Consider the following 24,644-nt stretch of genomic DNA (forward strand, 5'->3'; position numbering starts at 1 on the left):
TTAATTTTGACTTAATTAACGGGCATCGATTTCTTCTTATATAGACGCGCAAGACGCCGCACCACAACAGGCACGCGCAGCACAATCAACGCAACGCCAATGGCCGCATAGATAGACCACTCCTTGAGATCCGCCCTCACTATCCACAGCATATGCAGTAATCCAAGCCCCAAAACGCCGTAGACAAGGCGATGCAGCTTTTTCCACCGGGCGCCCAAGCGTCGCTGACTGTATCGGTTCGATGTCACAGCCAGCACCAACAACCCCAAGAAACCAAGACTGCCCACAATGATGTAAGGGCGCTTGCGTAACTCAACACCCAACTGCGACCAATCGAACCCCAGCACAAACGCCAGATACGCTAGCAGATGCAGAACAACGTAAGCAAAGCACCACAAACCGATCTGACGCCGTACGGCAATCCACCCCGCCCACCCAGTAATTTTATGCAGAGGCGTCATGCACAGCGTGATCAACAATAAAATCAGAGTCCCCAACCCCTGTCGATCAACTAATACTTTTCCGGGATCAGGCCCCAAGGACAGAGTCCAAGCCTCATACAGCCATAACAGTGGCCAAATAGCTGCTGCTATGAACACAGCAGAACGCCAATACGCGAATCGCATTAATAGTTCTTCCGTAAATCAAGGCCACTGTATAAAGAGGCAACCTCATCGCCATACCCGTTGAACATCTGCGTCTCACGCACATTCGGGCTAAACAGGCTGCTAGGTAGACGCCGCTCACGCGCCTGAGTCCAGCGCGGGTGGTCGACTTGCGGGTTCACATTTGCATAGAACCCGTATTCATCTGCCGCAATGCTTTGCCAGGTCGTCTTGGGCTGATCCTCCACCAGGCTGATTCGCACAATAGACTTCACGCTCTTAAAGCCATACTTCCAAGGCACCACCAGCCGTAACGGCGCGCCGTTCTGATTAGGCAACTCCCTTCCGTACATCCCCACTGCCAATATAGCCAATGGGTTCATTGCCTCATCAAGCCGCAAGCCCTCGACATAGGGCCAGTCAATCAATGCGAAACCTGAACGCTGCCCCGGCATGACCTTAGGGTCCTGCAACGTTTCAAAACGGATGTATTTGGCTTTTGACGTAGGCTCCACCTGCTTGAGCAACGCCGATAAGGGGAAGCCCATCCAAGGAATCACCATCGACCATGCCTCAACGCAACGCAGGCGATATATCCGCTCCTCCAACTGGTAAGGCTTCATAAAGTCTTCCAGCGCATAGCGCCCCGGCTTACCCACCTCGCCGTCTATAAACACAGTCCACGGCTGAGTCTTCAGAGCACCTGCGTTTTGCGCCGGGTCGCTTTTGTCAGTGCCAAACTCGTAAAAGTTGTTGTAGTGAGTGGCATCTTTAAAAGGCGTGATGGCTTCACCCTTTACGTTAACGGCCTGCCATTGGGTCTGAGGCAATTTTTCGGTGAACCAGGCGGGCGGTTTACCCAACTCTACATCAGCATAACGAGCAGCCTCTTCAGCACTTGCCCAGCGTGGAAGCGCAGACACAGCCAAACCGGCAAGCGAGCTGCCAAGCAATGAACGACGGGATAAATAGAAGGATTCAGGCGTGATATCCGACTCTTTACTGTCGGACGCTTTTGGGAGCTTGATTAGCATGACAACTCCGTAGCATTGGAGGACTGATGCACCAATAGACTACGGAGTATGGGAGAAATTACATCACTCGGCGTTTTTGTTACGGCGCAGACGCAATAAATATTGCACGGGACCCGACGCTGCATAAGCGAGGAATACCAACAGCAAAATACGCGGCGGATCACTGAACACCACAGCGAACACAAGGACTACAGCCAGAATGGCTACAAACGGCACACGACCTTTTAGGTCCAGCTCTTTAAAGCTGTTGTACTTGATATTGCTGACCATCAGCATGCCCGCAGCGGCGACAAGCAAAGCAACCAGGAACGACATTTTCGAGCCCTGAATGCCGTAATCACTGAAGGCCCATACGATCCCCGCCACCACACCTGCGGCAGCCGGGCTTGCCAGGCCAATAAAGTAACGCTTGTCGGCGGTTCCGACCTGAGTGTTGAAACGCGCCAAACGCAGTGCTGCACCTGCTACATAGATGAAGGCGACCATCCAGCCGACTTTACCCATATCACCCAAGGCCCAGCCAAAGGCGAGCAATGCAGGGGCCACGCCAAACGCAACCATGTCAGACAGCGAGTCGTATTCAGCGCCGAAAGCACTTTCGGTATTGGTCATGCGCGCTACACGGCCATCAAGCCCGTCCAGCACCATGGCGACAAAGATCGCAATAGCGGCAAAGGCAAAGTATTTGCTGGCACTCGCCGCATCACCTGCACTCATGGCGCTTTGAGCACTCATCGAGTTGATGATGGAATAGAAACCTGCGAACAGGTTTGCCGTCGTGAAAAGATTTGGTAGCAGATAGATACCACGATGCCGGACTTTACGGCCTTCGGCGTCATGTCCTTCTTCGACATGCTCATCGATAGGCAGCAGGCTATCGGCGTCAGAGGCCTGTTTTGGCTCTTCGGGACGTTCGCTCATGGACATTACCTTGCAACGATATGGAAAGTTTCGATAGAGGCTTGCGACCATCGCGGGTTCGCAAACAATCATGCTTTATACCAGAAGCCACCCCTTAAACGAAAAAACGCGGCCGAGGCCGCGTCTTTCTTTACGTCAAAAACTTAGTTTTTAGCTTTGTCGACGATTTTGTTCGCACCGATCCAAGGCATCATCGAGCGCAATTGCTCGCCGATGATTTCGATGCCGTGAGCTGCGTTGTTACGACGCTTGGCAGTCATCGATGGGTAGCCTGTAGCCCCCTCACTGATAAACATCTTCGCGTACTCGCCATCCTGAATGCGCTTGAGCGCATTACGCATTGCCTGGCGGGATTCAGCGTTGATCACTTCCGGCCCTGTCACGTACTCGCCGTACTCTGCGTTGTTGGAGATCGAGTAGTTCATGTTGGCGATACCGCCTTCGTACATGAGGTCAACGATCAACTTCAATTCGTGCAAGCACTCGAAGTAAGCCATTTCTGGCGCGTAACCGGCTTCAACCAGTGTTTCAAAACCTGCTTTGACCAGCTCAACGGTACCGCCGCAGAGAACGGCCTGCTCACCGAACAAGTCAGTTTCAGTTTCGTCCTTGAAGGTGGTTTCGATGATACCGGTACGGCCGCCGCCCACGCCCGATGCGTAAGACAGAGCAACGTTTTTGGCATTGCCCGAAGCGTCCTGGTAGATCGCGATCAGGTCAGGAATACCACCGCCTTTCACGAACTCGGAACGCACGGTGTGGCCAGGAGCTTTCGGTGCAATCATGATTACGTCGAGGTCAGCACGCGGTACAACCTGATTGTAATGGATCGCAAAACCGTGAGAGAAGGCCAACGTGGCGCCTTTCTTGATGTTAGGCTCGATTTCGTTCTTGTACAGCGACGACTGGAACTCGTCCGGGGTAAGAATCATGACCACGTCAGCAGCAGCAACAGCGCTTGCAACGTCAGTTACTTTCAGGCCGTGAGCCTCAGCTTTAGCGACAGTAGCCGAACCTTTGCGCAGACCTACAGTCACGTCAACGCCGGAGTCTTTCAAGTTGCAGGCTTGAGCGTGACCCTGGGAGCCGTAACCAATGATGGCTACTTTTTTGCCCTGGATGATCGAAAGGTCGCAGTCTTTGTCGTAATAAACTTTCATGATTTTCCCTTATATCCAGGCCATTCAGGCCATTAGCACTTATTTGTTTTAGAGGCTGAGTACTTTATCGCCACGGGCTATCCCGGTGACGCCACTGCGAACTGTTTCCAGGATCGAAGCGGTTCCAATCGATTGAATGAAACTGTCGAGCTTGTCACTTGTACCGGTCAATTGAACGGTATAAACACTGGCGCTGACATCAACTATCTGGCCACGAAATATGTCCGTCGTCCGCTTGATCTCCGCACGCTGAGCACCCGTGGCCTTGATCTTGACCAACATCAACTCACGCTCAATGTGAGCGCTCTCGGACAGGTCGACCAACTTGACCACTTCAATCAGCTTGTTCAGGTTTTTAGTGATCTGCTCGATGACTTCATCATGCCCCACCGTGGTCAGCGTCAGACGCGACAAGGTCGGGTCTTCAGTCGGCGCCACGGTCAGGCTTTCAATGTTGTAGTTACGTTGCGAAAAAAGCCCGACAACACGAGACAAAGCACCCGGTTCGTTCTCAAGAAGCAAAGAAATAATGTGCCGCATGATTAAGTACGCTCCGTCTTGCTCAGCCACATGTCTCGCATGGACCCATCTTTGATCTGCATCGGGTACACGTGCTCACTGGTATCCACCTGAATATCCAGGAACACCAAGCGATCTTTCATGGCGAAAGCTTCTTCCATCTTCGGCTTCAGGTCTTTCAGGTCGGTGATGCGAATTCCCACATGACCATACGCTTCAGCCAGCTTGACGAAGTCAGGCAACGACTCCATGTAGGAATGCGAATGACGACTGCCGTAGTTCATATCCTGCCACTGGCGAACCATCCCCAACACGCCGTTATTCAGGCTGATGATCTTTACGGGCAAGTCGTACTGCAAACAAGTAGACAACTCCTGAATATTCATCTGAATACTCCCTTCGCCTGTCACACAAGCGACATCGGCATCAGGAAAATTCAGCTTCACACCCATCGCTGCCGGGAAACCAAAACCCATCGTTCCCAGACCACCGGAATTGATCCAGCGATTCGGCTTGTTGAAGCGATAGTATTGGGCGGCAAACATCTGGTGCTGCCCGACATCAGAGGTGACATATGCATCGCCCTTGGTCACTTCACAAAGCATTTCGATAACGGCTTGTGGCTTGATCTTGCTGCCGTCGCCCTTTTCATACGGGAACAGACCGCGATCACCACGCCACTCGTCAATCTGCTTCCACCAAGCGGCAACCGCTTCGGCATTAGGCTTTTCGCCAATTTCCTTGAGAATCGCGACCATTTCGGTCATTACACTCTCAACCGGGCCAACGATCGGCACATCCGCCTTGATGGTTTTGGAGATGGATGCCGGGTCGATATCGACATGGATGATCTTGGCATTCGGGCAAAACTTGGATGGGCCGTTGATGACACGATCATCAAAGCGCGCACCCACCGCCAAAATGACATCTGCGTTATGCATGGTCATGTTGGCCGTAAAGCTGCCGTGCATTCCCAACATGCCAATGAACTGACGATCAGTGCCAGGGTAAGCGCCCAATCCCATCAACGTATTGGTCACGGGCACGTTGAGCATTTTCGCCAGCTCAGTCAACGGTGCAGAACCGCCGCCCAAGATAACGCCGCCGCCTGCGTAAAGAACCGGGCGCTTGGCCGCAAGCAACATTTCTGCTGCTTTACGGATTTGCCCGGAGTGTCCACGAACCGCTGGACTATAAGAGCGCAACTTGGCTTTTTTCGGAAAAACGTATTCGAACTTCTCAGCCGGGTTTGTCATATCTTTAGGGATATCGACAACCACTGGACCAGGGCGACCGGACTGCGCGAGATAGAACGCCTTTTTCATGACCTCCGGGATCTCCGAAGCATGCTTGATCATAAAGCTGTGCTTCACGATCGGCCGGGAAATACCGATCATGTCGGTTTCCTGGAACGCATCGGTGCCGACCATGGTGCTAGGCACCTGGCCGGAAATGATCACCATCGGAATGGAGTCCATATAGGCGGTAGCAATACCGGTAATGGCATTGGTAGCACCCGGCCCGGAAGTCACCAGTACCACACCGGCTTTACCGGTGGCACGGGCATAACCGTCAGCCATATGGGTCGCCGCTTGCTCGTGACGAACCAGGATGTGAGTCACTTCCGGTTCTTTGAACAGTGCGTCGTAGACGTGCAGGAGAGCACCACCAGGGTACCCGTAGATATGTTTGACACCTTCGTCGCGCAAAAAGCGGACCAGCATCTCACCGCCAGATAAAAGCTCCACGTTGTTCACCTCTAAAACGCCAGAATACCGATCGCAAAAAACGAACGGGTCTTAATAGGTTTACTTTTCAGCAGAGCATGAGCGACGGTGGTCGCCGACTACGTCAGCACTGACTGAGCAAGTATTGGGAGCCCTCCAAATATTGCGGAGTTTTCCCACCCAGCGCGAGGTAACGCGTTGCGGGTGTAACAGGTCGGCGCGGGTGTGCGCCTCATGATCTGCTGAGAGGGCCTGCTTCTGGCAGTCCCTCTACAGCGGACTTTCGATTCTTCTCATTCACCCCATCCAAGTCAAGTAAAAATTGCGCTTTTTTCCAACTACGCGCATCTGAACATGAAATAAATGGGTTTGGTGAGGGATAAAACTCGCGTGAATGGCGCAAAGCGGTAGAAATATGCGCACGACTGCCGAAAAAGCGGGCCGTCAGGCAATTAACGAGCGTCGACGATCAATTGGTCGAATTTTTTCAGCGCGTCACGCAGACCAAGGCTCTCTTGCGGCCGATCGGCATACACCATTTCGGCCATTTCAAGAATTCCCGACGCGTTGGGCAGTGGTAGATTCTGCTCAAGAATCTGCTTCATCCTTACCAGAAAAATCCATTGCAACCACTGATGGAAGTCCAGCTTATCCACCGAGAAAGGCTCGACACTGCACAGCGCGTCGGCGCCGGGGGACTCCGCGTCCCACCAGCCCTGTAAGCGCAACTCACGCTCAATCAACAACAACTGTTCAGCGATTAGGGGAAAGCGGGCATCCATCACAGACTTACCTTGGCTTTTTGACGAGCCAATGCAGCGCCAGCGGCATCACCTTGTTTATCACGCGCTTGTGCAATCAACCCCCACAGGCTGGCTTGCAAATCGGGTCGGCCATTGGCGAATGTCAAACCGCGACGCGCAAACTGCTCGGCCTGAGCCGCGTCCCCTTGCGCCATACGAACTTGCGCCAGTCGATAGAGCACCTGCGGTTCACGGGGTGCGACACGTTGCGCTCGCTCAAGACTGGATGAGGCACCATTCAAGTCGCCCGTGGCTTGTTGCTGTTGAGCCGTTGTAAGCAGCGCCAGCACCGGACCATCCAGTTGTTCATCGGCCGCCAGCCCGCCACTGTTAGACGGGATTCCACTTGGCGTAATCGGTGTCGGTGCGCTGTAGGCAGCCCCCGGCGTGTAACTGCCGGTACTGATTGGCGCCGCTGCAGGGCCGGGAGTAATCGGCCCCGGCGTAAACGGTTCGGTGCTGATCGGGGTCGACACTGCCGCACCACCACCCGGAATCATCACGACCACACCCGAGTCCTGAGCAATTGCCTGAGACTGCTCAGCACGTGGCGCAGCTGCTTGCGGGTAATTCCCGGCCGTGCGCTGGGCCGAAATACGTTCGTTATTCGACACCGGTACACCTGAGTCGACCACAGGGATTGAACCCTGCGGCACGCTGGCGCAACCATTGAGCAAAGCCAGGGCTGTTACAGCCGGAAACCACCACTTATTCACGTCAAACCCTCTTTGCTTAATTCAACCAGCCCTTGACCCAATCCATCACAGCGTCACCGGTTGCAGGCGTTTGCGCTGCGCAACTGGCACCCGCTGGCGGTTCACTGCCGCGAATATACGGCATCTGCACCGCTCCAGGGCAGTTGGCATCAGACCCTTGCCCGGTATGCGGGTCAATCCAGGCTTGCACGATGTTATCCGGCTGCGGCATGTCCAGCGGCAATGGATCGGCCTTGTTCATAAAGCTGGTCCATACCTGCAAAGCACCCGTTGCACCCGTGAACGGTGTTTTGCCGTTGTCATCACGCCCCAGCCAAACGACGGCCAACACATCCTGACTGAACCCTGCAAACCAGCTGTCACGCGAATCGTTACTGGTGCCCGTTTTACCCGCCAACGCGAGGGTTTTGGGCAATACGTTGTAAACCGAGCGCCCGGTGCCTTCACGCATCACGTGCTGCATAGCGTTTTGAATCAGGTAGATCGAGCCCGGATCAAAGCGCTGCTGGATCTGGAACGGGTAGCGCTTGAGCGGTTCGCCTTCGGCCGTCAACACACTGCGAATCCCGCGCATCGGCGTATTAAAGCCACCGTTGGCCAAGGTCTGATACATCGTCGCCACTTCCATCGGGCTGAGTGCGCCAGCCCCTAACAACATGGAAGGGAACGCCGGAAACTCGCGCTCCACACCCAGCCGCGCCAGGGTCTTGAGTACATTCGGCACCCCCACTTCCTGACCCAGACGCACAGTGCCCAAGTTGTAGGAGTTCATCATCGACTGATAAAGGAAAACCGTGCCATGAGAGCGGCGGTCATAGTTCTGAGGTTTCCAGACTTGCCCGTCCGCACCTTTAATCGACAACGGTTCGTCTGACAACCAACTGGTCAGTGTGTACTGACTCGGGCGCTCAAGAGCCGTCAAATACACGGCGGGCTTAATCAATGAGCCAATCGGACGTACCGCATCCAGCGCACGATTGAAGCCCGCGTAACCTGGCACACGACTGCCAATCAAAGCCTGGACTTCACCGGTCTCCGGGTTGGTCACCACCATGGCTGCTTCAACTTCATCAGCACCTTTGCGCCCAGCCAGACGCTTGAAGGTTTCGCCCACGGCAGCTTCGGACTTCATTTGCAAAATCGGGTCAAAGCTGGTGAAAATTCGCAGCCCCTCTTCGGTCAAATCTTCGTCGCGATAATCTTCACGCAACTGACGCTTCACCAAATCAAGAAAGCCCGGGAAAGAACTGTCGGCCAAACTGCCGCGCTTGGTCACACCCAGAGGCATTTTCTTGGCCGCTGCCACTTGCTCCGCGGTTGCCACACCCTGCTGCTCCAGCAAGTCGAGTACCAAATTACGTCGCTCAAGCGCCCGTTCCGGATAACGACGCGGGTTATAAGCCGAGGGCCCTTTGACCATTCCCACCAATAGCGCCACTTGGTGCAGCTTGAGTTCCGCCAATGGCTGACTGAAGAAGAACTGACTGGCCAGACCAAAACCATGCACCGCACGCTGACCGTCCTGGCCGACAAAAACCTCGTTGAGGTAAGCCTCAAGGATCTCCCGCTTGTCGTAATGCAACTCCAGCAGTAACGCCATCATCGCTTCGGTCAGCTTGCGGCTCAGGCTGCGCTCATTGGTCAGGTAGAAGTTTTTGACCAACTGCTGCGTGAGCGTACTGCCGCCCTGACGCATTTGCCCGGAGGATGAGTTGACCCAAATAGCACGGGCAATCGACTTCGGCGAAACGCCCAAGTGATGGTAAAAATCACGATCTTCAACCGTCACCAGCGTTTCCAGCAGAAACGGCGGCACTTGATCGATATTGATCAGAATGCGGTCTTCAAGGTTCTTGGGGTAAAGCCCGCCAATCAATAGCGGCTCAAGACGCACCACTGGCAGTTTGGAGCCGTTGGACGCCGATAGCTCAGCCACATAATCGCCAGAAAAACGCACACGCACCGGCTGCGCTTTCTCAGCGCCTTCATAAAACTGAAAACCGCGGGTGTTGAGGTCAACCGTATTGCCATTCACGGACGCCGCGCCAGGGCCACTGACCGCGTTTTCACGCCGGTAACCCAAAGCATCGAGTTCCGTCAGGAAGTCGTTCTTGCTCAGCTTTTGGCCGACGAACAGCTCCAGAGGCCGGGCGTAAACCTTGGCCGGGATAGTCCAGCGCTTACCGGAGAATTTCTCCTGAACGATAGCGTCGAGGTAAACGGCAAAACCTGCCAGCACAACCAGGCCGACCAGACTGAGCTTAAGCGCCCAGCCCAGCCATGGGCGAAGGCCGCCGCGAGCAGGACGTTTGGAACGGGAACGAGGGGATCGGGTACGAGTCATGGCGGCGGATTATACGCACTTTATTCATGTTCATCATGCGCAGCCCGGCGGTTTGCAGTACCGCTGTCAACAGCCATAATGGCCCATTGAATTTTCCCAGCCTTGAAGGATCAATCGTGAGCCAGAACCTGATCGCCGCGCTACAGAACCCGAACCTATACCCACATGAAGTTGATGGGTTTCAGGTCATCGAAACGCACATTTCCTGGGTGATCCTCACCGGCCCTTACGCCTACAAGCTGAAAAAACCGGTTAATTTTGGCTTTCTCGATTTCACCGACCTAGCCAAACGTCAGTTCTTTTGCAACGAAGAGCTGCGCTTGAACCAGCGTCTGACTGAAGGTTTGTACCTGGACGTTGTGCCGATTACGGGCACAGCTGAAGCCCCCGTATTGGCTGGCGATGGTCCTGTCATCGAATATGCGCTGAAAATGCGCCAATTCCCGCAGAGCCAACTGCTCAGCACATTGCAGGCCAATGGCGAGCTAACTGCCGCTCACATCGACGAAATGGCGCAACAAATTGCTCACTTCCATGCGCATGCGCCTCACGTGCCACTTGAGCACTATCAAGGCACGCCTGAAGCGGTGATGGAGCCAGTGCGCCAAAACTTCGATCAAATTCGACCTTTCCTGACAGATAAAGCAGACCTACAGCAACTGGACGCGCTTCAAGCGTGGGCTGAAGCCAGCTTTATCCGCCTCAAGCCTTTACTGGAGCAGCGCAAAGTCCAAGGCTTCATCCGCGAATGTCACGGTGATATTCACCTGGGTAACGCCACCATGATTGATGGCAACGTGGTGATCTTCGACTGTATTGAGTTCAACGAACCCTTCCGTTTCACCGATGTTTACGGCGATGTCGGTTTCCTGGCAATGGACCTCGAAGACCGTGGCCTGAAATGTCTGGCGCGTCGTTTTGTCAGCCAATACCTGGAGCTGACAGGCGACTATCAGGGCCTTGAACTGCTCAACTTCTATAAAGCCTATCGTGCCCTGGTGCGCGCCAAAGTCAGTCTGTTCAGCATGCCGGCCGAAGCCAGCCCGGTGCAACGCGCCGCCACGCTGCGCCAGTATCGCAACTACGCCAACCTGGCAGAAAGCTACAGCACTATTCCTTCACGCTTCCTCGCCATCACGCACGGCGTTTCGGCAGTGGGTAAAAGCTCGGTTGCCATGCGTCTGGTTGAGTCTTTGGGTGCGATTCGATTGCGCTCTGATGTCATCCGCAAGCAGTTGTTTGGTGAGCAAAAGGCTGAAAATGCTGTAGGCCAAGGGATCTACAATGCCGACGCAAGCGTCAGCACTTACAAAAAACTGCACGAATTGGCAGAAACCGTGCTGCGTGCAGGTTTCCCGGTGGTCATTGATGCCACCTACCTCAAGCGTGATCAGCGTGACGCTGCTGCCAGCGTGGCCGAGTCCACGGGTGTGCCTTGCTTGATCCTCGACTGCACGGCACCCGATGCAGTGATCGAAGGATGGCTAGCTCATCGCCAGTCCGAAGGAAAGGACCCCTCAGACGCCACCCTTGAGGTGGTACGCGCGCAACAGACAAGCCGCGAGCCACTCGGCGCAGACGAGGCGCTACGCAGCAAGCACGTTGAAACCCACAACAGTAAAAGCCTGGACACATTGATCGCAGATATTCGTCAACGCTTACCCGGCCTTTAATCGCTAAATTAGGCCGCGAAACCGCAAGGGTTTCACGGCCTCGCAATAGTGGCACTATAATGGCGTCATAAATCCAACAGGAGACGCAACCATGAGCCGCCCACGACTGCTTGATTCCGCGCTTTACGCCTTGTTGCACAAGGACGATATCCGCGCATTTAACCAAGAGCGCCCACAAGGCCCTATCGACATGTCCGGTGGAGACTTTCGAGGGCTCGACCTGCGCGAACTGAATGCTCAGGATGTCGATTTCACAGACGGTTATTTCCGCTCTGCTGATTTGCGCGGACTCGATCTGCGCACAACCTGCATTGAGGGCGCCAGCCTGGCCCACGCGCAGATTTCCGGCGCTTACTTCCCGGTTGAACTGACCGCCGATGAAATTCTCATGTCCGTCAACTTCGGCACGCGGTTGCGCTACCGCACAAAGTAGGAAAATACGACATCGAGTCCTACGCTTTTTGCGTCGGCGTGGACTTGCCTGTCGCTGACATTCAGCCGCTCTACCTAAATACTTTCAGCCCTTCTTTGGTTGTATCCAACAACCAAAAAACACATTTCAAAATGCCTACTTGTTCCAAAACCGACTAAAGAACTGCGGTTTTCCTACCGAGCGCTACACTCCTGTAAGACTGGCTTAGTCCCGTAAACACTGCGCGTGCCGTCGCAAGGAGGCTTGATGAATGATGAACTCCAGAACTTGAGAAATCTTGGAAAGACGTCGGCGCAATGGCTACACGCTGTAGGTATTCATAGCGCTTCAGATTTGAAACGCTTGGGCGCAGTCGATGCCTATCGCGCCGTCAAAGCGCGCGGGTTTAGAGCATCTAAAGTGCTGCTTTATGCGATTGAGGGCGCTTTGCTGGATGTGCACTGGAATGACATTCCTGTGGATCGCAAAGAAGCATTGAATAAACAGGTGGACGTTTTATCGCCCACGCGCAAAGCCTGACAGTTTTTAGGGCGCGCAAAGAAAGTCGATAAACAGGTGTTGACAGCGTAATGAGAATTGTTATTATTACGCCATCTGGTCGCGAGACCAGCCGATCTTCTGGAAGGCCCTTGGTTCGGACTCTCAGAAAATCTCCTCATCAGGCTAATCACGGTTATTTGACCCGGCTCTTGCCGGGTCTTTTTTTGCCTGTCGAACAGTAAAAGCCTTAACGCCGATGCCTTATTTCAGCGCGCAATAATCAACGGGTGCCCTAGCTCAGGGTGAGGCTGAACCAACACATCCAAGCCAAACACAGCTTTGAGTAATTCTGGCTGCAACACGCCTTGCGGACAGCCTAAAGCACGCGGTTGGCCGTCCTCCAACAGCAGCAATCGATCGCAATACCGCGCGGCCAGGTTCAAGTCATGCAAGATGATCAACACCGCCGCGCCGCGGTCGGCAAAGGCACGGATAGCTTTGAGTGTGGTGTGCTGGTGCAAAGGGTCCAGCATTGACGTGGGTTCATCCAGCAACAAGGTTTGCCCGCCCTGCCCCGGCCACAACTGCGCTAACACACGCGCCAGATGCACCCGCTGACGCTCCCCACCCGATAACGCCAGGTAACTGCGCCCGGCCAAATGTTCTACGTCAGCGGCTTTCAGGGCCTCATGCACGATTTCGGCATCGCGAACATGACCCGTCTGGTGGGGCAAACGGCCCATGCCCACCACCTCTTCAACTCGAAACGCGAAGTCCAGCGTCGACGTTTGCGGCAAGACGGCCAGTCGCTGAGCGCGCTGGGGGCCTTTCCACTGATTCAAGGCCTGATGATCAAGCCATACCTGCCCCTGCGTTGGCGCCAGCTCCCCGCACAGAGCAGCCAACAGTGTGCTCTTACCTGCGCCATTAGGCCCCAGCACGCCGAGCACTTCCCCAGGACGAACCTCAAGCGTGACATCCGACAGCACCATTTTATGGTTGCGACAAATGTGCAAGTTCTCCGTTCGCAACATCAGTGACGGCCTCGCAGTAATAAATAGAGGAAGAACGGTGCACCCAGAAAAGCCGTCACAATGCCTATCGGCAATTCGGCGGGCGCCAGCGCCAAACGTGCAATTAGGTCCGCGAACAACAATAAGCTGGCGCCCGCCATTACAGACGCAGGCAATAGCACACGGTGATCGGGACCCGCCAGCAGCCGCACCAGGTGCGGCACCACCAAACCAATAAAACCGATCATACCGGCCGCTGCCACAGCAGCCCCCACACCCAAAGCCGTACAAAACACCAGTTCACGCTTGAGCCCTTCCACATCAATGCCCAAATGGTTGGCCTCCGACTCACCCAACAGCAGCGCATTCAATGCGTTTGCCCGGCGAGGCAACCAAAGCGCAACGCCCGCAGTGACCAGTAGTAACGGCCACAGTCGCGCGTAACTGGCGCCATTCAAACTGCCTAAATTCCAGAAGGTCAGCGTGCGAAGGGTCGCGTCATCCGCCAGATAGGTAAAAAGCCCCACCGCGGAACCGGCCAAGGCAGTCAAAGCGATACCGGCAAGCAACATAACGGCGACATTCGTCTGGCCATTACGCCGCCCCAAACGGTAAACCAGCGCCGTGACGCCCAACCCGCCGAGAAACGCGCTTAACGACAACACATAAGGCCCGAGGACGTCTGGCAAACCGCCAAAGGCTGAGCCGCCAACAATGGCGATAGCCGCACCCAGCGCGGCGCCACTGGACACGCCCACCAAACCTGGATCGGCCAAAGGGTTTCGAAACAAGCCCTGCATGGCAACGCCCGAGAGCGCCAGCACACCGCCCACCGCCAAACCCAATAAGGTACGCGGCACACGGATCTGGCCTAGGATCAACTCAGCCTGCTCCAAGCCTTCGCCCTGGATGGGCATACCGAGCAAGCGCAATGCTGCGCGCAAGGTGTCAAAGAGCGGCAGGCTCACTGGCCCCAGTGCCAACGACAGCCAGGTCGCCAGTAGGCACAACATGCCCAACCCTATAAACAAAGGACGGGGCTTTACCAACGTCCTCATGGAGCAACCGAGGTCGCAGGGTAAAACTCAGCCGTAAGCTGTTTGAGACGGTCCGGCAAACGTGGCCCCAGCCCCCCCACCAGCAGCGTCGGATCAACTTCATAAATGCGCCCGGTTTTAGCCGCGCGAATCGACGCCAAAACCGGGTTTTCTTTCAAGAGCGCTGCGCGGGCGGCATCCCCACTCAAACTGCGGTCAGCAAACACCAGCACCTCGGGATTGAGCCCCGCTAAAGCCTCAACTGAAAAAGGTTTGTAACCGGTGTGTGTCGCAAGGTTATGACCTCCGGCTTGCGTCAACAGCCAGTCGGCTGCGGTGTCCTTCCCTGCAATCATGGGTTTTCCGCCTGCATGCCCCAGCAACAGCAAAACACCCGGTGCCTTGTGCTTGGCCTGTACGTGCTTGACCTGAGCTTGTTGCTGCTCCAACTGGTTTTGATAGCCCGCAAACACCTGCGCCGCATGAGCCTCGTCACCCAACAAAAGCCCTAAATGCGCAAGGTTAGACTGCAAAGCACTCAGCTCAGGCTGTGCCGAGAACATCTCAACGGGCACGCCAGCACTGCGAATTTGCTTCAACACTTCAGCTGGCCCCATCTCTTCGGTGCCAATCAATACATCCGGCCTCAGGCTCAAAATACCCTCCGCCGAGAGCTGACGTTGATAACCGATGCTAGGTAGCGATTTAAGTGATTCAGGATGTTGGCTAGTGGTATCGACCCCCACCAATTTAGACTCCGCACCCAATGTGCTCACCCACTCCGAGAGTGCGCCACCGGCACTGACCCAGCGTTGTGGCAGTTCGGCAGCTGAGCCGAGGTGACTGATCAAAAGGCCTGCACAGAGCGTAATCAGGCGGATACTCAAGCGCATACAGAGGCGTTCCTTGAAAAGAGAACTCAGCGGGATACGTGAAAATCCCGCACCGTTGAAACAACACATCGAAGTACAGCGGGCCATTTGATAATTGTTTGCATTTGCACGTCAACCATTTAACTCGCTCTCACCAGCGCCCTCAACGCTCGCATCAGGTGCTATTAAGGATTGCAATGAAGTTGTTATGTCACTCACACGAATTGAGCGAAGGTTGCAGCCGCAGCGTCGACACGCCTGAGTTGGACCTTCTTATCGTCCGTCGCGAAGGGCAGGTCTACGCCTATAAAAATCGCTGCCCACACCGCCACGTCAGGTTGGAATGGCAGCCCGATCAGTTCCTTGATGAGAGTGCCAGCCTGATTAAATGCGCGACACACGCGGCCTTATTTTTGATTGAGTCTGGCGAATGCGTTGCCGGGCCTTGCGCCGGGCAATTTCTGACAGCCATTGACTGCCGTGAAGACAGTCAAGGCATATGGATTAGCGATGACGCGTCAGAGGATGACTGCTAAGCGGCGGTCTACCACAACCGTTTCAGGTGTAAGGCTTACGCCGTAAGCCAGCACTTGCACGCCAGCTGCGACTGCTTCGCGTAATGCGGCCGCGTAACCGGGATCAATTTCTTGCGCCGGTCGCACCGCATCGACCCCCGTAAGATTGACGCAATAAAGTTGCACGGCTCGCACGCCTTCACGCGCCAAACTCGCAAGTTCACGTAAGTGTTTGGCACCCCGTTGTGTGACCGCATCCGGAAATGCGGCGATACGCGAGCCCTCAAACCCCAAGGTCACACTCTTGACTTCAACAAACGCAAAACCGTCGGAGTACTCCAGGCGAAAATCAATCCGGCTGTTTTCCTGCCCGTATGCCACTTCACGCTTGAGCGCGCTGAAACCCTTGAGTTCGCTGATCTGACCGGCCAGTAACGCCTCTTCAATCAAGCGATTGGCGCGCCCGGTGTTCACATACGCCAACCGCCCTTGTGGCGTCTCGCTGATTTCCCACGTGCCCGGCAGCTTGCGCTTTGGGTCATTGGAGCGACTGAACCAGACCTGCCCACCCTCGACCATGCAATTAAGCATGGATCCAGTGTTCGGGCAGTGGATGGTCATCAACTCACCGTCGGCAGTTTCGATGTCGGCCAAGAAACGCTTGTAGCGCTTGATCAAGCGCCCTTCTTCCAACGCAGGAGAAAAAAGCATCAGGCTTTCCAGCTCTGTAAGCCACGCGCAATGCGCTCAACCGCTTGCTGTAGGCGTGGCAGGCTTTGGGTGTAGGCAAAGCGCACATGGTGCCCCGCCTGGAAACGGCCAAAATCAAGGCCCGGCGTGAAGGCTACGTGCTCCGTTTCCAGGAAATGTCGGCAAAACGCGAAGGCATCGCCCCCAAATGCGCTGATGTCGGCATACAGGTAAAACGCGCCTTCGGGCTCTACTGCGATCCCGAACCCTAGCTCACGCAATGCGGGCAGCAAGAAGTCACGACGACGGCCGAACTCGGCGCGACGCTCCTCCAAAATGGCCAGCGTCTGTGGCTCAAAGCAGGCCAACGCGGCGTATTGCGCCATGCTTGGCGCACTGATGTAGAGGTTTTGTGCCAGTTTTTCGAGATCTGCGACGGCTTGCGGTGGCGCCACCAACCATCCCAGGCGCCAGCCGGTCATACCGAAATACTTGGAAAAACTGTTAAGTACAAAAGCGCTGTCATCAACCTCCAGCACACTCGGTGCGTCACACCCGTAGGTCAGGCCGTGATAGATCTCATCGACCACCAAATGCCCGTTACGCGCCTTTACCGCCGCTGACAACGACGTCAACTCTTCACGACTCAACAGGGTGCCAGTGGGGTTGGCAGGCGACGCGACCAAGGCACCCACGCTGTCTTGATCCCAATAACGCTCAACGTGGTCGGCGGTCAGTTGGTAGCGCACCTCCGGACCGACGGGCACCAATTGCGCAGCGCCTTCAACCAGACGCAGGAAATGTCTGTTACAGGGGTAGCCAGGATCAGCAAGTAGCCAATGCTTTCCCGGATCTACCAGTAGGCTGCTGGCTAAAAGCAGTGCGCCTGACCCACCTGGAGTAATCAGAATTCGCTCAGGGTCAATATCCAGCCCGTAGCGTTGCTGATAAAACCCCGAGATAGCTTGGCGCAGCTCGGGCAGGCCGCGGGCCGCGGTGTAGCGGGTTTTACCCGCCGCCAACGCCGCTTGCCCTGCCGCAATGATTGGCTCGGCGGTGGTGAAGTCAGGCTCACCGATCTCCAGGTGAATTACATCGTGCCCCGCCGCTTGCAACTCATTGGCTCGGGCCAATAATGCCATCACGTGGAACGGTTCGATTGCGCGGCTTCGCGCACTGTAAGACTGAGCCATGAGCCTGCCTTCCTGGGTAAGCAAAAGCCCGATTCTACCCAAGCCCGTGCTCAAGGGAGAGCTAAATACAGTCTTAACGCCAGCGTGAGTAGAACCAAACGGCGCAAGCCCCGGTCACAGCTCGACTAAAATTAATATTCAGCCATTAATCTCAAGCACCACAGGCGTTGTACACAATCATCGGCCACAGGCCAGACAACAGGGAGTAGCGCGGCCCGATTTGATCTGGTAAGTTCGCCCGCTTGCAGCCGCAGGGCCGGCAGGTGTCGGTGATGTTGCAATCCTGCGCAATGGATTAGAAGAATGAGAGGCGGTCCATTTCATGCCCACACAAGCAAAGCAACAGAATAGTCAACTTAGCGGCTTCGAACCCTACGTTGAAAAGAAGGGTGAAGAGTACATGGGCGAGCCCATGCGCAAGCACTTCACCAAGATTCTGCAAAAGTGGAAACAGGACTTGATGCAGGAAGTCGACCGCACCGTTGATCATATGAAAGACGAAGCGGCAAACTTTCCTGACCCGGCCGACCGTGCTAGCCAGGAAGAAGAATTCAGCCTGGAACTGCGTGCACGCGATCGCGAGCGCAAGCTGATCAAGAAAATCGACAAGACGCTGCAATTGATCGAAGACGAAGAATACGGCTGGTGCGAGTCTTGTGGCGTTGAGATCGGTATTCGCCGACTCGAAGCACGCCCGACTGCTGACATGTGCGTAGACTGCAAAACCTTGGCTGAAATCAAGGAAAAACAAGTCGGCAAATAACCGCTGGCTTGACCAAATGGGGCGTGCGAACGCCCCATTTTTGTTTTTGCGATATGACCGCGTACCGTGGCAACAGCCAAAGGTTGGGTACGATGACGCTGTCGTCGTAACGTCAGACTCTGCGCGGTGTCGGGCGACTCTTGTACGCTGGGTCCACCATCGCTTCGCACTCTGACGCAGCCTTCGGCAGTTGCTACGGAATTATGCAATGACCGCTCCTTGCTCAAACCCCTCTTACATCGGGCGCTTCGCCCCAACCCCCAGTGGCCATTTGCACTTTGGCTCACTGGTCGCTGCCCTCGCCTCTTATCTTGACGCCCGCTCAGTGAGTGGCCGCTGGTTGCTGCGCATGGAAGACCTCGATCCCCCGCGTGAAATGCCCGGCGCCCAAACGGCCATTCTGCAGGCCCTTGAGCGCTATGGCTTTGAATGGGATGGGACGTTGATACGCCAAAGCGAACGTCACGAGGCTTACGCCCAGGTTGTGGATAAATTATTCAGCCAAGGCCTGGCCTATGCCTGCACCTGCTCGCGTAAACAGCTCGAAGGCTACAACGGTATCTATCCCGGCTTTTGCCAGAACGCCGGCCACCCGATGGAAAACGCCGCCATCCGCTTGCGGGTGCCTGAACTGCACTACGCCTTCACCGATCGCGTGCAAGGCATGTATGACCAACATGTAGGACGCGAGGTCGGCGACTTCATCATTCGCCGCCGCGACGGGCTGTATGCCTACCAGTTAGCGGTGGTACTCGATGATGGCGCCCAAGGTGTCACCGATATCGTGCGCGGCGCCGACTTGCTGGACTCAACACCGCGCCAGCTTTACCTGCAAGAGCTGCTGGGATTGTCACAACCGCGCTACCTGCATGTGCCGCTGATCGTGCAACCCGACGGCCACAAACTGGGCAAGTCCTACCGCTCGCCCCCCCTGACGCCCGAGCAAGCCACGCCGTTGCTGTTACGTGCCCTGCGCGCGTTGGGCCAGACCACTGACGATAGCCTTGCGCACGCAAGCCCGCGTGAGGTTCTAGACTGGGGCATAGCGCACTGGGACGCCGGGCTGATCCCGCGCGCGCTCACCTTGCAAGAAGCGCAATTACGCTGACACCTCTTGCAGGTTGCCAGCCATCCGTTACCATCGCCGCACGTTTTTGGGCATGCGGCCCGTAAAAGTGAGGCCAGGATGTATATCTATCGATTGGTCCTGTTGCTGGTGGTCGGGATCTATCTGTTTTCCCCAGCCATCATGGATTGGTGGATCAATGCGACAGGTGCCTGGTATCGGCCCTACCTGCTCTGGCTGATTCTGATCGTGGTGACCTTTATTCTTCAGAGCCAAAAAGATGCCGATGAGCTTTAGCCTGACCCAGATGGTACTCGTCAGCGCCGCGTACCTGCTGGTGCTATTCGGTGTGGCCTGGATCAGTGAACGCGGGATGATCCCGCGCGCCATTATTCGTCACCCGCTGACCTACACCCTGTCACTGGGTGTCTATGCCAGTGCCTGGGCGTTTTATGGCACGGTGGGGCTGGCTTACGAATACGGTTACGGATTCCTCTCCAGTTACCTCGGCGTTTCAGGGGCTTTTCTTCTAGCGCCTGTACTGCTTTACCCCATTCTGAAAATCACTCGCACGTACCAACTGTCCTCGCTCGCCGACTTATTTGCTTTCCGATTTCGCAGCACATGGGCCGGCGCGCTCACCACCATCTTTATGCTGATTGGCGTGCTACCGCTGTTAGCCCTGCAAATCCAGGCCGTGGCAGACTCGATCAGCATCCTCACCCGCGAACCCGTGCAACACCGTGTCGCACTCAGCTTTTGCGCCATGATCACGCTGTTCACTATCTTCTTCGGCTCCCGGCACATCGCGACGCGCGAGAAACACGAAGGGCTGGTCTTCGCCATCGCGTTTGAGTCCGTCATCAAGCTGCTCGCCATCGGCGGGGTGGGCCTCTATGCGCTATACGGCGTATTCGATGGCCCGCAACAACTTGAGGTGTGGCTGCAACAAAATCAGACCGCCCTGGCCTCTTTGCATACCCCCCTGCAAGAAGGCCCGTGGCGTACTCTGCTGCTGGTGTTTTTTGCCTCGGCCATTGTGATGCCGCACATGTATCACATGACCTTCACCGAAAACCTCAACCCCAGGGCGCTGGTCAGCGCCAGCTGGGGCCTGCCGTTGTTCCTGCTGCTGATGAGCCTCGCGGTGCCGCTTATTTTGTGGGCCGGACTAAAGCTGGGCGCGACCACCAACCCCGAATATTTCACCCTGGGCATTGGCATTGCAGCCAACAGTAAATCGCTGGCCTTGCTGGCTTATATCGGCGGCTTATCCGCTTCCAGCGGGCTGATTATTGTGACCACGCTGGCGCTCTCGGGCATGGCCTTGAATCACTTGGTGCTGCCGCTTTATCAGCCACCGGCGGAAGGCAACATCTACCGCTGGCTGAAATGGACGCGCCGCGCCCTAATCGTCGCCATCATCATGGCCGGCTATGGCTTTTACTTGTTGCTGGGCGCCGAACAAGACCTGGCCAACCTTGGCATCGTCGCGTTTGTCGCCACCCTGCAATTTCTGCCGGGCGTACTCTCTGTCTTGTACTGGCCAACCGCCAACCGTCGCGGCTTTATCGCCGGACTGCTCGCGGGCATCGCGGTCTGGATGATCAGCATGCTGCTTCCGCTGATTGGCAACTTTCAGGGCTTCTACATTCCGTGGCTGGACATGATCTACGTGCTGGACGACACCAGTTGGCACATGGCTGCCATTGCGTCACTGGCCGCCAACGTACTGATGTTCACCTTGATTTCGTTGTTCACCAACGCCAGCACAGAAGAAGCCAGCGCTGCTGAAGCCTGTGCGGTAGATAACGTGCGCCGCCCGCAGCGACGTGAACTGCATGCTGCCTCGCCACAAGAGTTCGCCACCCAACTGGCCAAGCCATTGGGAGCCAAGGCCGCGCAAAAAGAAGTCGAGCAAGCCTTGCGCGACCTTTATCTACCCTTCGACGAACGCCGCCCGTATGCCTTGCGCCGCTTGCGCGACCGTATCGAAGCCAACCTCTCCGGGTTGATGGGCCCCAGCGTCGCTCAGGATATGGTCGAAACCTTCTTGCCCTACAAGTCAGGCGGCGAAAACTACGTCACCGAAGACATCCACTTTATTGAAAGTCGGCTAGAGGACTACCACTTACGCCTCACCGGTCTGGCGGCCGAACTCGACGCCTTACGTCGTTACCATCGCCAAACACTGCAAGAGTTGCCGATGGGCGTGTGCTCACTGGCCAAGGACCAAGAGATCCTGATGTGGAACAAAGCCATGGAAGAGCTGACCGGCATCCCGGCTCAGCGCGTGGTGGGTTCGCGCCTTAATACGTTGGGTGATCCCTGGCGCCAGCTGTTGCAGGGTTTTATTGAGCTGCCCGATGAGCACTTGCACAAACAACACCTGGCCCTGGACGGTCAAACCCGTTGGCTAAACCTGCACAAGGCCGCCATCGACGAACCGTTGGCGCCCGGCAACAGTGGCTTGGTACTGCTAGTCGAAGACCTCACTGAAACCCAAATGCTCGAAGACAAACTCGTGCATTCGGAGCGACTGGCAAGCATCGGCCGTCTGGCGGCAGGGGTTGCCCATGAAATCGGCAACCCTGTCACCGGGATCGCCTGCCTGGCGCAGAATCTGCGTGAAGAACGCGAAGATGACAGCGAGCTGACAGAAATCAGCGGCCAGATCCTTGAGCAAACCAAACGTATCTCACGCATTGTGCAGTCCTTGATGAGTTTCGCTCACGCGGGCAGCCATCAGCACACGGACGAGCCCGTTTGTCTGGCAGAGGTGGCTCAGGATGCCATCGGTCTACTGGCCTTGAACCGGCGCAATTTTGAAGTGCAGTTTTATAACTTGTGCGATCCCGATCACTGGGTCGAAGGTGATCCACAGCGCCTGGCGCAAGTGCTGATCAATTTGCTGTCCAACGCCCGCGACGCCTGCCCTGCCGGCAGCGCCGTACGGGTCAAAAGCGAAGCCAGCGAACACACCGTCGACCTGATCGTAGAGGACGAGGGCACGGGTATTCCGAAGAACATCATGGACCGCCTGTTCGAACCGTTCTTCACCACCAAAGACCCTGGGGAAGGCACCGGTCTGGGCCTTGCACTGGTCTATTCCATCGTTGAAGAGCATTATGGACAAATCACCATCGACAGCCCGGCTGACATTCAAAGCCAGCGCGGAACCCGTATCCGGGTGACACTACCGCGCCATGTCGAAGCGACGTCCGCTGTGAACTGAGACCGTCGAGAGAACTGAATCAATGCCGCATATTTTGATCGTCGAAGACGAAACAATCATCCGCTCCGCGTTGCGCCGTTTGTTGGAGCGTAATCAGTACCAGGTCAGCGAAGCAGGCTCGGTGCAGGAAGCTCAAGAGCGTTTCAGCATTCCCTCGTTCGACCTGATTGTCAGCGATCTGCGCTTGCCAGGGGCACCTGGCACCGAGCTGATCAAGCTGGGCGAAGGCAAACCGGTGCTGATCATGACCAGCTATGCCAGCCTGCGCTCAGCGGTTGACTCGATGAAAATGGGCGCCGTCGACTACATCGCCAAACCGTTTGATCACGATGAGATGCTGCAAGCCGTCGCACGTATTTTGCGTGATCGCCAAAACGCTCAAAGCCAGCCTGCCGAGCGCCCAACCAAAGCGTCGGGCGCCGATAAAAGCGCGAGCGATAACTGTAATGGCGAAATCGGCATCATCGGTTCATGCCCGCCTATGCAGGATCTGTACAGCAAGATCCGCAAAGTGGCCCCCACCGACTCCAATGTCCTGATCCAGGGTGAGTCCGGTACCGGCAAAGAACTGGTGGCCCGCGCGCTGCATAACCTGTCCAAGCGCGCCAAAGCGCCGATGATCTCGGTTAACTGTGCGGCGATTCCTGAGTCGTTGATTGAATCTGAGTTGTTCGGCCACGAAAAAGGGGCCTTCACCGGCGCCAGCGCCGGCCGTGCGGGCTTGGTTGAAGCGGCCGATGGCGGCACTTTGTTCCTTGATGAAATCGGTGAGCTGCCACTGGAAGCACAAGCCCGTCTGCTGCGGGTGTTACAAGAGGGCGAAATTCGCCGTGTGGGTTCGGTGCAATCGCAAAAGGTCGATGTGCGCCTGATCGCGGCCACCCACCGTGACCTCAAGAGCCTGGCCAAAATCGGCCAGTTCCGTGAAGACTTGTACTACCGCCTGCACGTCATTGCCCTCAAGTTGCCGGCATTGCGTGAACGTGGCCCGGACGTAAACGAAATCGCCCATGCCTTCCTCGCCCGTCAAAGTGCCCGAGTGGGGCGCACCGACTTGAAGTTTGCTCCCGATGCCGAACAAGCCATTCGACATTACACGTGGCCAGGCAACGTACGAGAACTGGAAAACGCCGTAGAGCGTGCTGTGATTCTGTGCGAAAGCCCGGAAATTTCAGCCGAACTGCTGGGCATCGACATCGAGTTGAGCGATCTGCAAGACGACGACTTTATCGGCCTGGGCCCACAACAGGGCATCAGTAGCGGTAACACCAGCCATGACCCGACTGAAGACCTGTCACTGGAAGACTACTTCCAGCACTTTGTGCTTGAGCATCAGGACCATATGACGGAGACCGAACTGGCGCGAAAACTGGGCGTGAGTCGTAAATGCTTGTGGGAACGGCGCCAGCGCCTGGGTATTCCACGCAGAAAAACCGGTGTCACCAGCGAAGGGTAACGTGACAGGTAACACGGCCGACGGTGAAAAAACTGTTACCGCACGCTAATCACGTAACAAAAGCCGGGTCTTACGGTAACGAAGGCCCGGCTTTTTTTTGCGCTAAAAAACATGAAAACCCAGAAAGCCCCTTATTTTGCTAGGCCGGACAAAAGTTGGCACGACCCCTGCTATATGTATTCGTACAAGAACAATAAGAATCACAGCAACACACAATAAAAATAAGACGTATCGGCTCACGCATAACAAGAACAACACGGCGGAGGCGCAGCTAACTGATTCTTTTGGAGAGGTGTTGTCATTGGGGCTTGCCCCACGACTAGGCAGAGAACAACAAAAACTGCACTTAAAGCAGAGCCTGAACTAGTTGGATCACTGATCACATCAAC

General features: G+C 55.8%; 23 protein-coding genes. 9 read left to right on the forward strand and 14 right to left on the reverse strand.

Annotation, left to right across the window (positions count from 1 at the left end):
• Window positions 1-11 precede the first annotated feature (11 nt).
• The 9 genes from msrQ to mrcB form a co-directional block, all read right to left on the reverse strand.
• Window positions 12-626, reverse strand: coding sequence for a protein-methionine-sulfoxide reductase heme-binding subunit MsrQ (gene msrQ, locus GYN01_RS19580; RefSeq protein ID WP_203307634.1), 615 nt, complete (start codon window positions 624-626; stop codon window positions 12-14).
• The gene (gene msrP, locus GYN01_RS19585; protein ID WP_203307635.1) at window positions 626-1,639 is read right to left on the reverse strand and encodes a protein-methionine-sulfoxide reductase catalytic subunit MsrP; all 1,014 of its coding nucleotides are present in this window, start codon (window positions 1,637-1,639) and stop codon (window positions 626-628) included. Before msrP ends, msrQ begins: the two co-directional genes overlap by 1 nt.
• Window positions 1,640-1,702: 63 nt before the next feature.
• Window positions 1,703-2,560: a CDP-diacylglycerol--serine O-phosphatidyltransferase gene (gene pssA / locus GYN01_RS19590; RefSeq protein WP_048366038.1), complete on the reverse strand. Its 858-nt coding sequence runs from the start codon at window positions 2,558-2,560 to the stop codon at window positions 1,703-1,705.
• Window positions 2,561-2,703: 143 nt separating this feature from the next.
• Window positions 2,704-3,720 carry a ketol-acid reductoisomerase gene (gene ilvC / locus GYN01_RS19595; protein WP_048366037.1) on the reverse strand — a complete coding sequence of 339 codons (1,017 nt, stop codon included), beginning with the start codon at window positions 3,718-3,720 and terminating at the stop codon, window positions 2,704-2,706.
• A gap of 48 nt (window positions 3,721-3,768) precedes the next feature.
• Window positions 3,769-4,260, reverse strand: coding sequence for an acetolactate synthase small subunit (gene ilvN / locus GYN01_RS19600; RefSeq protein WP_048366036.1), 492 nt, complete (start codon window positions 4,258-4,260; stop codon window positions 3,769-3,771).
• A 2-nt stretch (window positions 4,261-4,262) separates the two neighbouring features.
• Entirely contained in the window at window positions 4,263-5,987 is a 1,725-nt protein-coding gene (locus GYN01_RS19605) for an acetolactate synthase 3 large subunit (RefSeq protein ID WP_048366045.1), read from the reverse strand.
• A 431-nt stretch (window positions 5,988-6,418) separates the two neighbouring features.
• Window positions 6,419-6,748: a YqcC family protein gene (locus tag GYN01_RS19610; RefSeq protein ID WP_048402565.1), complete on the reverse strand. Its 330-nt coding sequence runs from the start codon at window positions 6,746-6,748 to the stop codon at window positions 6,419-6,421.
• Complete coding sequence (locus GYN01_RS19615; RefSeq protein ID WP_203307636.1) at window positions 6,748-7,485, reverse strand: tetratricopeptide repeat protein; 738 nt, start codon at window positions 7,483-7,485, stop codon at window positions 6,748-6,750. The genes GYN01_RS19610 and GYN01_RS19615 overlap by 1 nt, the downstream gene beginning before the upstream one ends.
• 16 nt (window positions 7,486-7,501) lie before the next feature.
• Window positions 7,502-9,829, reverse strand: coding sequence for a penicillin-binding protein 1B (mrcB, locus tag GYN01_RS19620; RefSeq protein WP_203307637.1), 2,328 nt, complete (start codon window positions 9,827-9,829; stop codon window positions 7,502-7,504).
• A 116-nt stretch (window positions 9,830-9,945) separates the two neighbouring features.
• Between mrcB and GYN01_RS19625 the strand changes: the two genes are divergently transcribed.
• From GYN01_RS19625 to GYN01_RS19635, 3 genes are all read left to right on the forward strand, one after another.
• Window positions 9,946-11,502 carry a bifunctional aminoglycoside phosphotransferase/ATP-binding protein gene (locus tag GYN01_RS19625; protein WP_048402621.1) on the forward strand — a complete coding sequence of 519 codons (1,557 nt, stop codon included), beginning with the start codon at window positions 9,946-9,948 and terminating at the stop codon, window positions 11,500-11,502.
• Window positions 11,503-11,593: 91 nt separating this feature from the next.
• The gene (locus tag GYN01_RS19630) at window positions 11,594-11,935 is read left to right on the forward strand and encodes a pentapeptide repeat-containing protein (protein ID WP_048366032.1); all 342 of its coding nucleotides are present in this window, start codon (window positions 11,594-11,596) and stop codon (window positions 11,933-11,935) included.
• 246 nt (window positions 11,936-12,181) lie between these two features.
• The gene (locus GYN01_RS19635; RefSeq protein WP_048366031.1) at window positions 12,182-12,454 is read left to right on the forward strand and encodes a TfoX/Sxy family protein; all 273 of its coding nucleotides are present in this window, start codon (window positions 12,182-12,184) and stop codon (window positions 12,452-12,454) included.
• Window positions 12,455-12,681: 227 nt separating this feature from the next.
• Here the strand turns inward: GYN01_RS19635 and GYN01_RS19640 are convergent, their stop codons facing one another.
• From GYN01_RS19640 to GYN01_RS19650, 3 genes are read right to left on the reverse strand one after another with little or no spacing between them, the layout of a single operon-like run.
• Window positions 12,682-13,404 carry a heme ABC transporter ATP-binding protein gene (locus GYN01_RS19640; RefSeq protein WP_420850456.1) on the reverse strand — a complete coding sequence of 241 codons (723 nt, stop codon included), beginning with the start codon at window positions 13,402-13,404 and terminating at the stop codon, window positions 12,682-12,684.
• Window positions 13,405-13,448: 44 nt separating this feature from the next.
• Window positions 13,449-14,486, reverse strand: coding sequence for a FecCD family ABC transporter permease (locus GYN01_RS19645; RefSeq protein ID WP_048366029.1), 1,038 nt, complete (start codon window positions 14,484-14,486; stop codon window positions 13,449-13,451).
• Window positions 14,483-15,358, reverse strand: a complete 876-nt coding sequence (locus GYN01_RS19650; RefSeq protein WP_048366028.1) for a heme/hemin ABC transporter substrate-binding protein — start codon at window positions 15,356-15,358, stop codon at window positions 14,483-14,485. Before GYN01_RS19650 ends, GYN01_RS19645 begins: the two co-directional genes overlap by 4 nt.
• Window positions 15,359-15,534: 176 nt before the next feature.
• Here GYN01_RS19650 and GYN01_RS19655 point away from each other — a divergent pair, with 176 nt between their 5' ends.
• The gene (locus tag GYN01_RS19655) at window positions 15,535-15,873 is read left to right on the forward strand and encodes a Rieske (2Fe-2S) protein (RefSeq protein ID WP_203307638.1); all 339 of its coding nucleotides are present in this window, start codon (window positions 15,535-15,537) and stop codon (window positions 15,871-15,873) included.
• On the opposite strand, the gene sfsA is transcribed toward GYN01_RS19655, so the two are convergent.
• Together sfsA and GYN01_RS19665 are read right to left on the reverse strand one after the other, a co-directional pair.
• Window positions 15,856-16,563 (reverse strand): DNA/RNA nuclease SfsA, encoded by a 708-nt coding sequence (gene sfsA, locus GYN01_RS19660; protein WP_203307639.1) that lies wholly within the window; start codon window positions 16,561-16,563, stop codon window positions 15,856-15,858. The genes GYN01_RS19655 and sfsA overlap by 18 nt on opposite strands.
• Entirely contained in the window at window positions 16,563-17,735 is a 1,173-nt protein-coding gene (locus GYN01_RS19665) for a pyridoxal phosphate-dependent aminotransferase (RefSeq protein WP_048402574.1), read from the reverse strand. The genes sfsA and GYN01_RS19665 overlap by 1 nt, the downstream gene beginning before the upstream one ends.
• A gap of 322 nt (window positions 17,736-18,057) precedes the next feature.
• Here GYN01_RS19665 and dksA point away from each other — a divergent pair, with 322 nt between their 5' ends.
• From dksA to GYN01_RS19690, 5 genes are all read left to right on the forward strand, one after another.
• Complete coding sequence (dksA, locus tag GYN01_RS19670; protein WP_003439669.1) at window positions 18,058-18,498, forward strand: RNA polymerase-binding protein DksA; 441 nt, start codon at window positions 18,058-18,060, stop codon at window positions 18,496-18,498.
• 208 nt (window positions 18,499-18,706) lie between these two features.
• Window positions 18,707-19,606, forward strand: a complete 900-nt coding sequence (gluQRS, locus tag GYN01_RS19675) for a tRNA glutamyl-Q(34) synthetase GluQRS (protein ID WP_203307640.1) — start codon at window positions 18,707-18,709, stop codon at window positions 19,604-19,606.
• A 78-nt stretch (window positions 19,607-19,684) separates the two neighbouring features.
• Window positions 19,685-19,861, forward strand: a complete 177-nt coding sequence (locus tag GYN01_RS19680; protein WP_047277492.1) for a hypothetical protein — start codon at window positions 19,685-19,687, stop codon at window positions 19,859-19,861.
• Complete coding sequence (locus GYN01_RS19685) at window positions 19,845-22,799, forward strand: sensor histidine kinase (RefSeq protein ID WP_173427026.1); 2,955 nt, start codon at window positions 19,845-19,847, stop codon at window positions 22,797-22,799. The genes GYN01_RS19680 and GYN01_RS19685 overlap by 17 nt, the downstream gene beginning before the upstream one ends.
• Before the next feature lie 22 nt (window positions 22,800-22,821).
• A complete protein-coding gene (locus GYN01_RS19690) occupies window positions 22,822-24,255 on the forward strand; it encodes a sigma-54-dependent transcriptional regulator (protein WP_203307641.1) in 1,434 nt (477 codons plus the stop codon).
• The last annotated feature ends 389 nt before the right edge of the window (window positions 24,256-24,644 follow it).

Origin of the sequence: Pseudomonas weihenstephanensis, assembly GCF_016812185.1 — a bacterium.
Classification (GTDB): domain Bacteria; phylum Pseudomonadota; class Gammaproteobacteria; order Pseudomonadales; family Pseudomonadaceae; genus Aquipseudomonas; species Aquipseudomonas weihenstephanensis.

What these genes read in the sequence shown, in the direction of transcription:
- GYN01_RS19645 (WP_048366029.1), bottom strand. Translation starts at nt 14,486, where the DNA reads ATGAGGACGTTGGTAAAGCCCCGTCCTTTGTTTATAGGGTTGGGCATG.
- ilvC (WP_048366037.1), bottom strand. Translation starts at nt 3,720, where the DNA reads ATGAAAGTTTATTACGACAAAGACTGCGACCTTTCGATCATCCAGGGC.
- msrP (WP_203307635.1), bottom strand. Translation starts at nt 1,639, where the DNA reads ATGCTAATCAAGCTCCCAAAAGCGTCCGACAGTAAAGAGTCGGATATC.
- GYN01_RS19610 (WP_048402565.1), bottom strand. Translation starts at nt 6,748, where the DNA reads ATGGATGCCCGCTTTCCCCTAATCGCTGAACAGTTGTTGTTGATTGAG.
- ilvN (WP_048366036.1), bottom strand. Translation starts at nt 4,260, where the DNA reads ATGCGGCACATTATTTCTTTGCTTCTTGAGAACGAACCGGGTGCTTTG.
- GYN01_RS19635 (WP_048366031.1), top strand. Translation starts at nt 12,182, where the DNA reads ATGAATGATGAACTCCAGAACTTGAGAAATCTTGGAAAGACGTCGGCG.
- GYN01_RS19685 (WP_173427026.1), top strand. Translation starts at nt 19,845, where the DNA reads ATGCCGATGAGCTTTAGCCTGACCCAGATGGTACTCGTCAGCGCCGCG.
- mrcB (WP_203307637.1), bottom strand. Translation starts at nt 9,829, where the DNA reads ATGACTCGTACCCGATCCCCTCGTTCCCGTTCCAAACGTCCTGCTCGC.
- sfsA (WP_203307639.1), bottom strand. Translation starts at nt 16,563, where the DNA reads ATGCTTTTTTCTCCTGCGTTGGAAGAAGGGCGCTTGATCAAGCGCTAC.
- GYN01_RS19690 (WP_203307641.1), top strand. Translation starts at nt 22,822, where the DNA reads ATGCCGCATATTTTGATCGTCGAAGACGAAACAATCATCCGCTCCGCG.
- GYN01_RS19655 (WP_203307638.1), top strand. Translation starts at nt 15,535, where the DNA reads ATGAAGTTGTTATGTCACTCACACGAATTGAGCGAAGGTTGCAGCCGC.
- GYN01_RS19650 (WP_048366028.1), bottom strand. Translation starts at nt 15,358, where the DNA reads ATGCGCTTGAGTATCCGCCTGATTACGCTCTGTGCAGGCCTTTTGATC.
- GYN01_RS19665 (WP_048402574.1), bottom strand. Translation starts at nt 17,735, where the DNA reads ATGGCTCAGTCTTACAGTGCGCGAAGCCGCGCAATCGAACCGTTCCAC.
- dksA (WP_003439669.1), top strand. Translation starts at nt 18,058, where the DNA reads ATGCCCACACAAGCAAAGCAACAGAATAGTCAACTTAGCGGCTTCGAA.
- GYN01_RS19630 (WP_048366032.1), top strand. Translation starts at nt 11,594, where the DNA reads ATGAGCCGCCCACGACTGCTTGATTCCGCGCTTTACGCCTTGTTGCAC.
- msrQ (WP_203307634.1), bottom strand. Translation starts at nt 626, where the DNA reads ATGCGATTCGCGTATTGGCGTTCTGCTGTGTTCATAGCAGCAGCTATT.
- GYN01_RS19680 (WP_047277492.1), top strand. Translation starts at nt 19,685, where the DNA reads ATGTATATCTATCGATTGGTCCTGTTGCTGGTGGTCGGGATCTATCTG.
- pssA (WP_048366038.1), bottom strand. Translation starts at nt 2,560, where the DNA reads ATGAGCGAACGTCCCGAAGAGCCAAAACAGGCCTCTGACGCCGATAGC.
- gluQRS (WP_203307640.1), top strand. Translation starts at nt 18,707, where the DNA reads ATGACCGCTCCTTGCTCAAACCCCTCTTACATCGGGCGCTTCGCCCCA.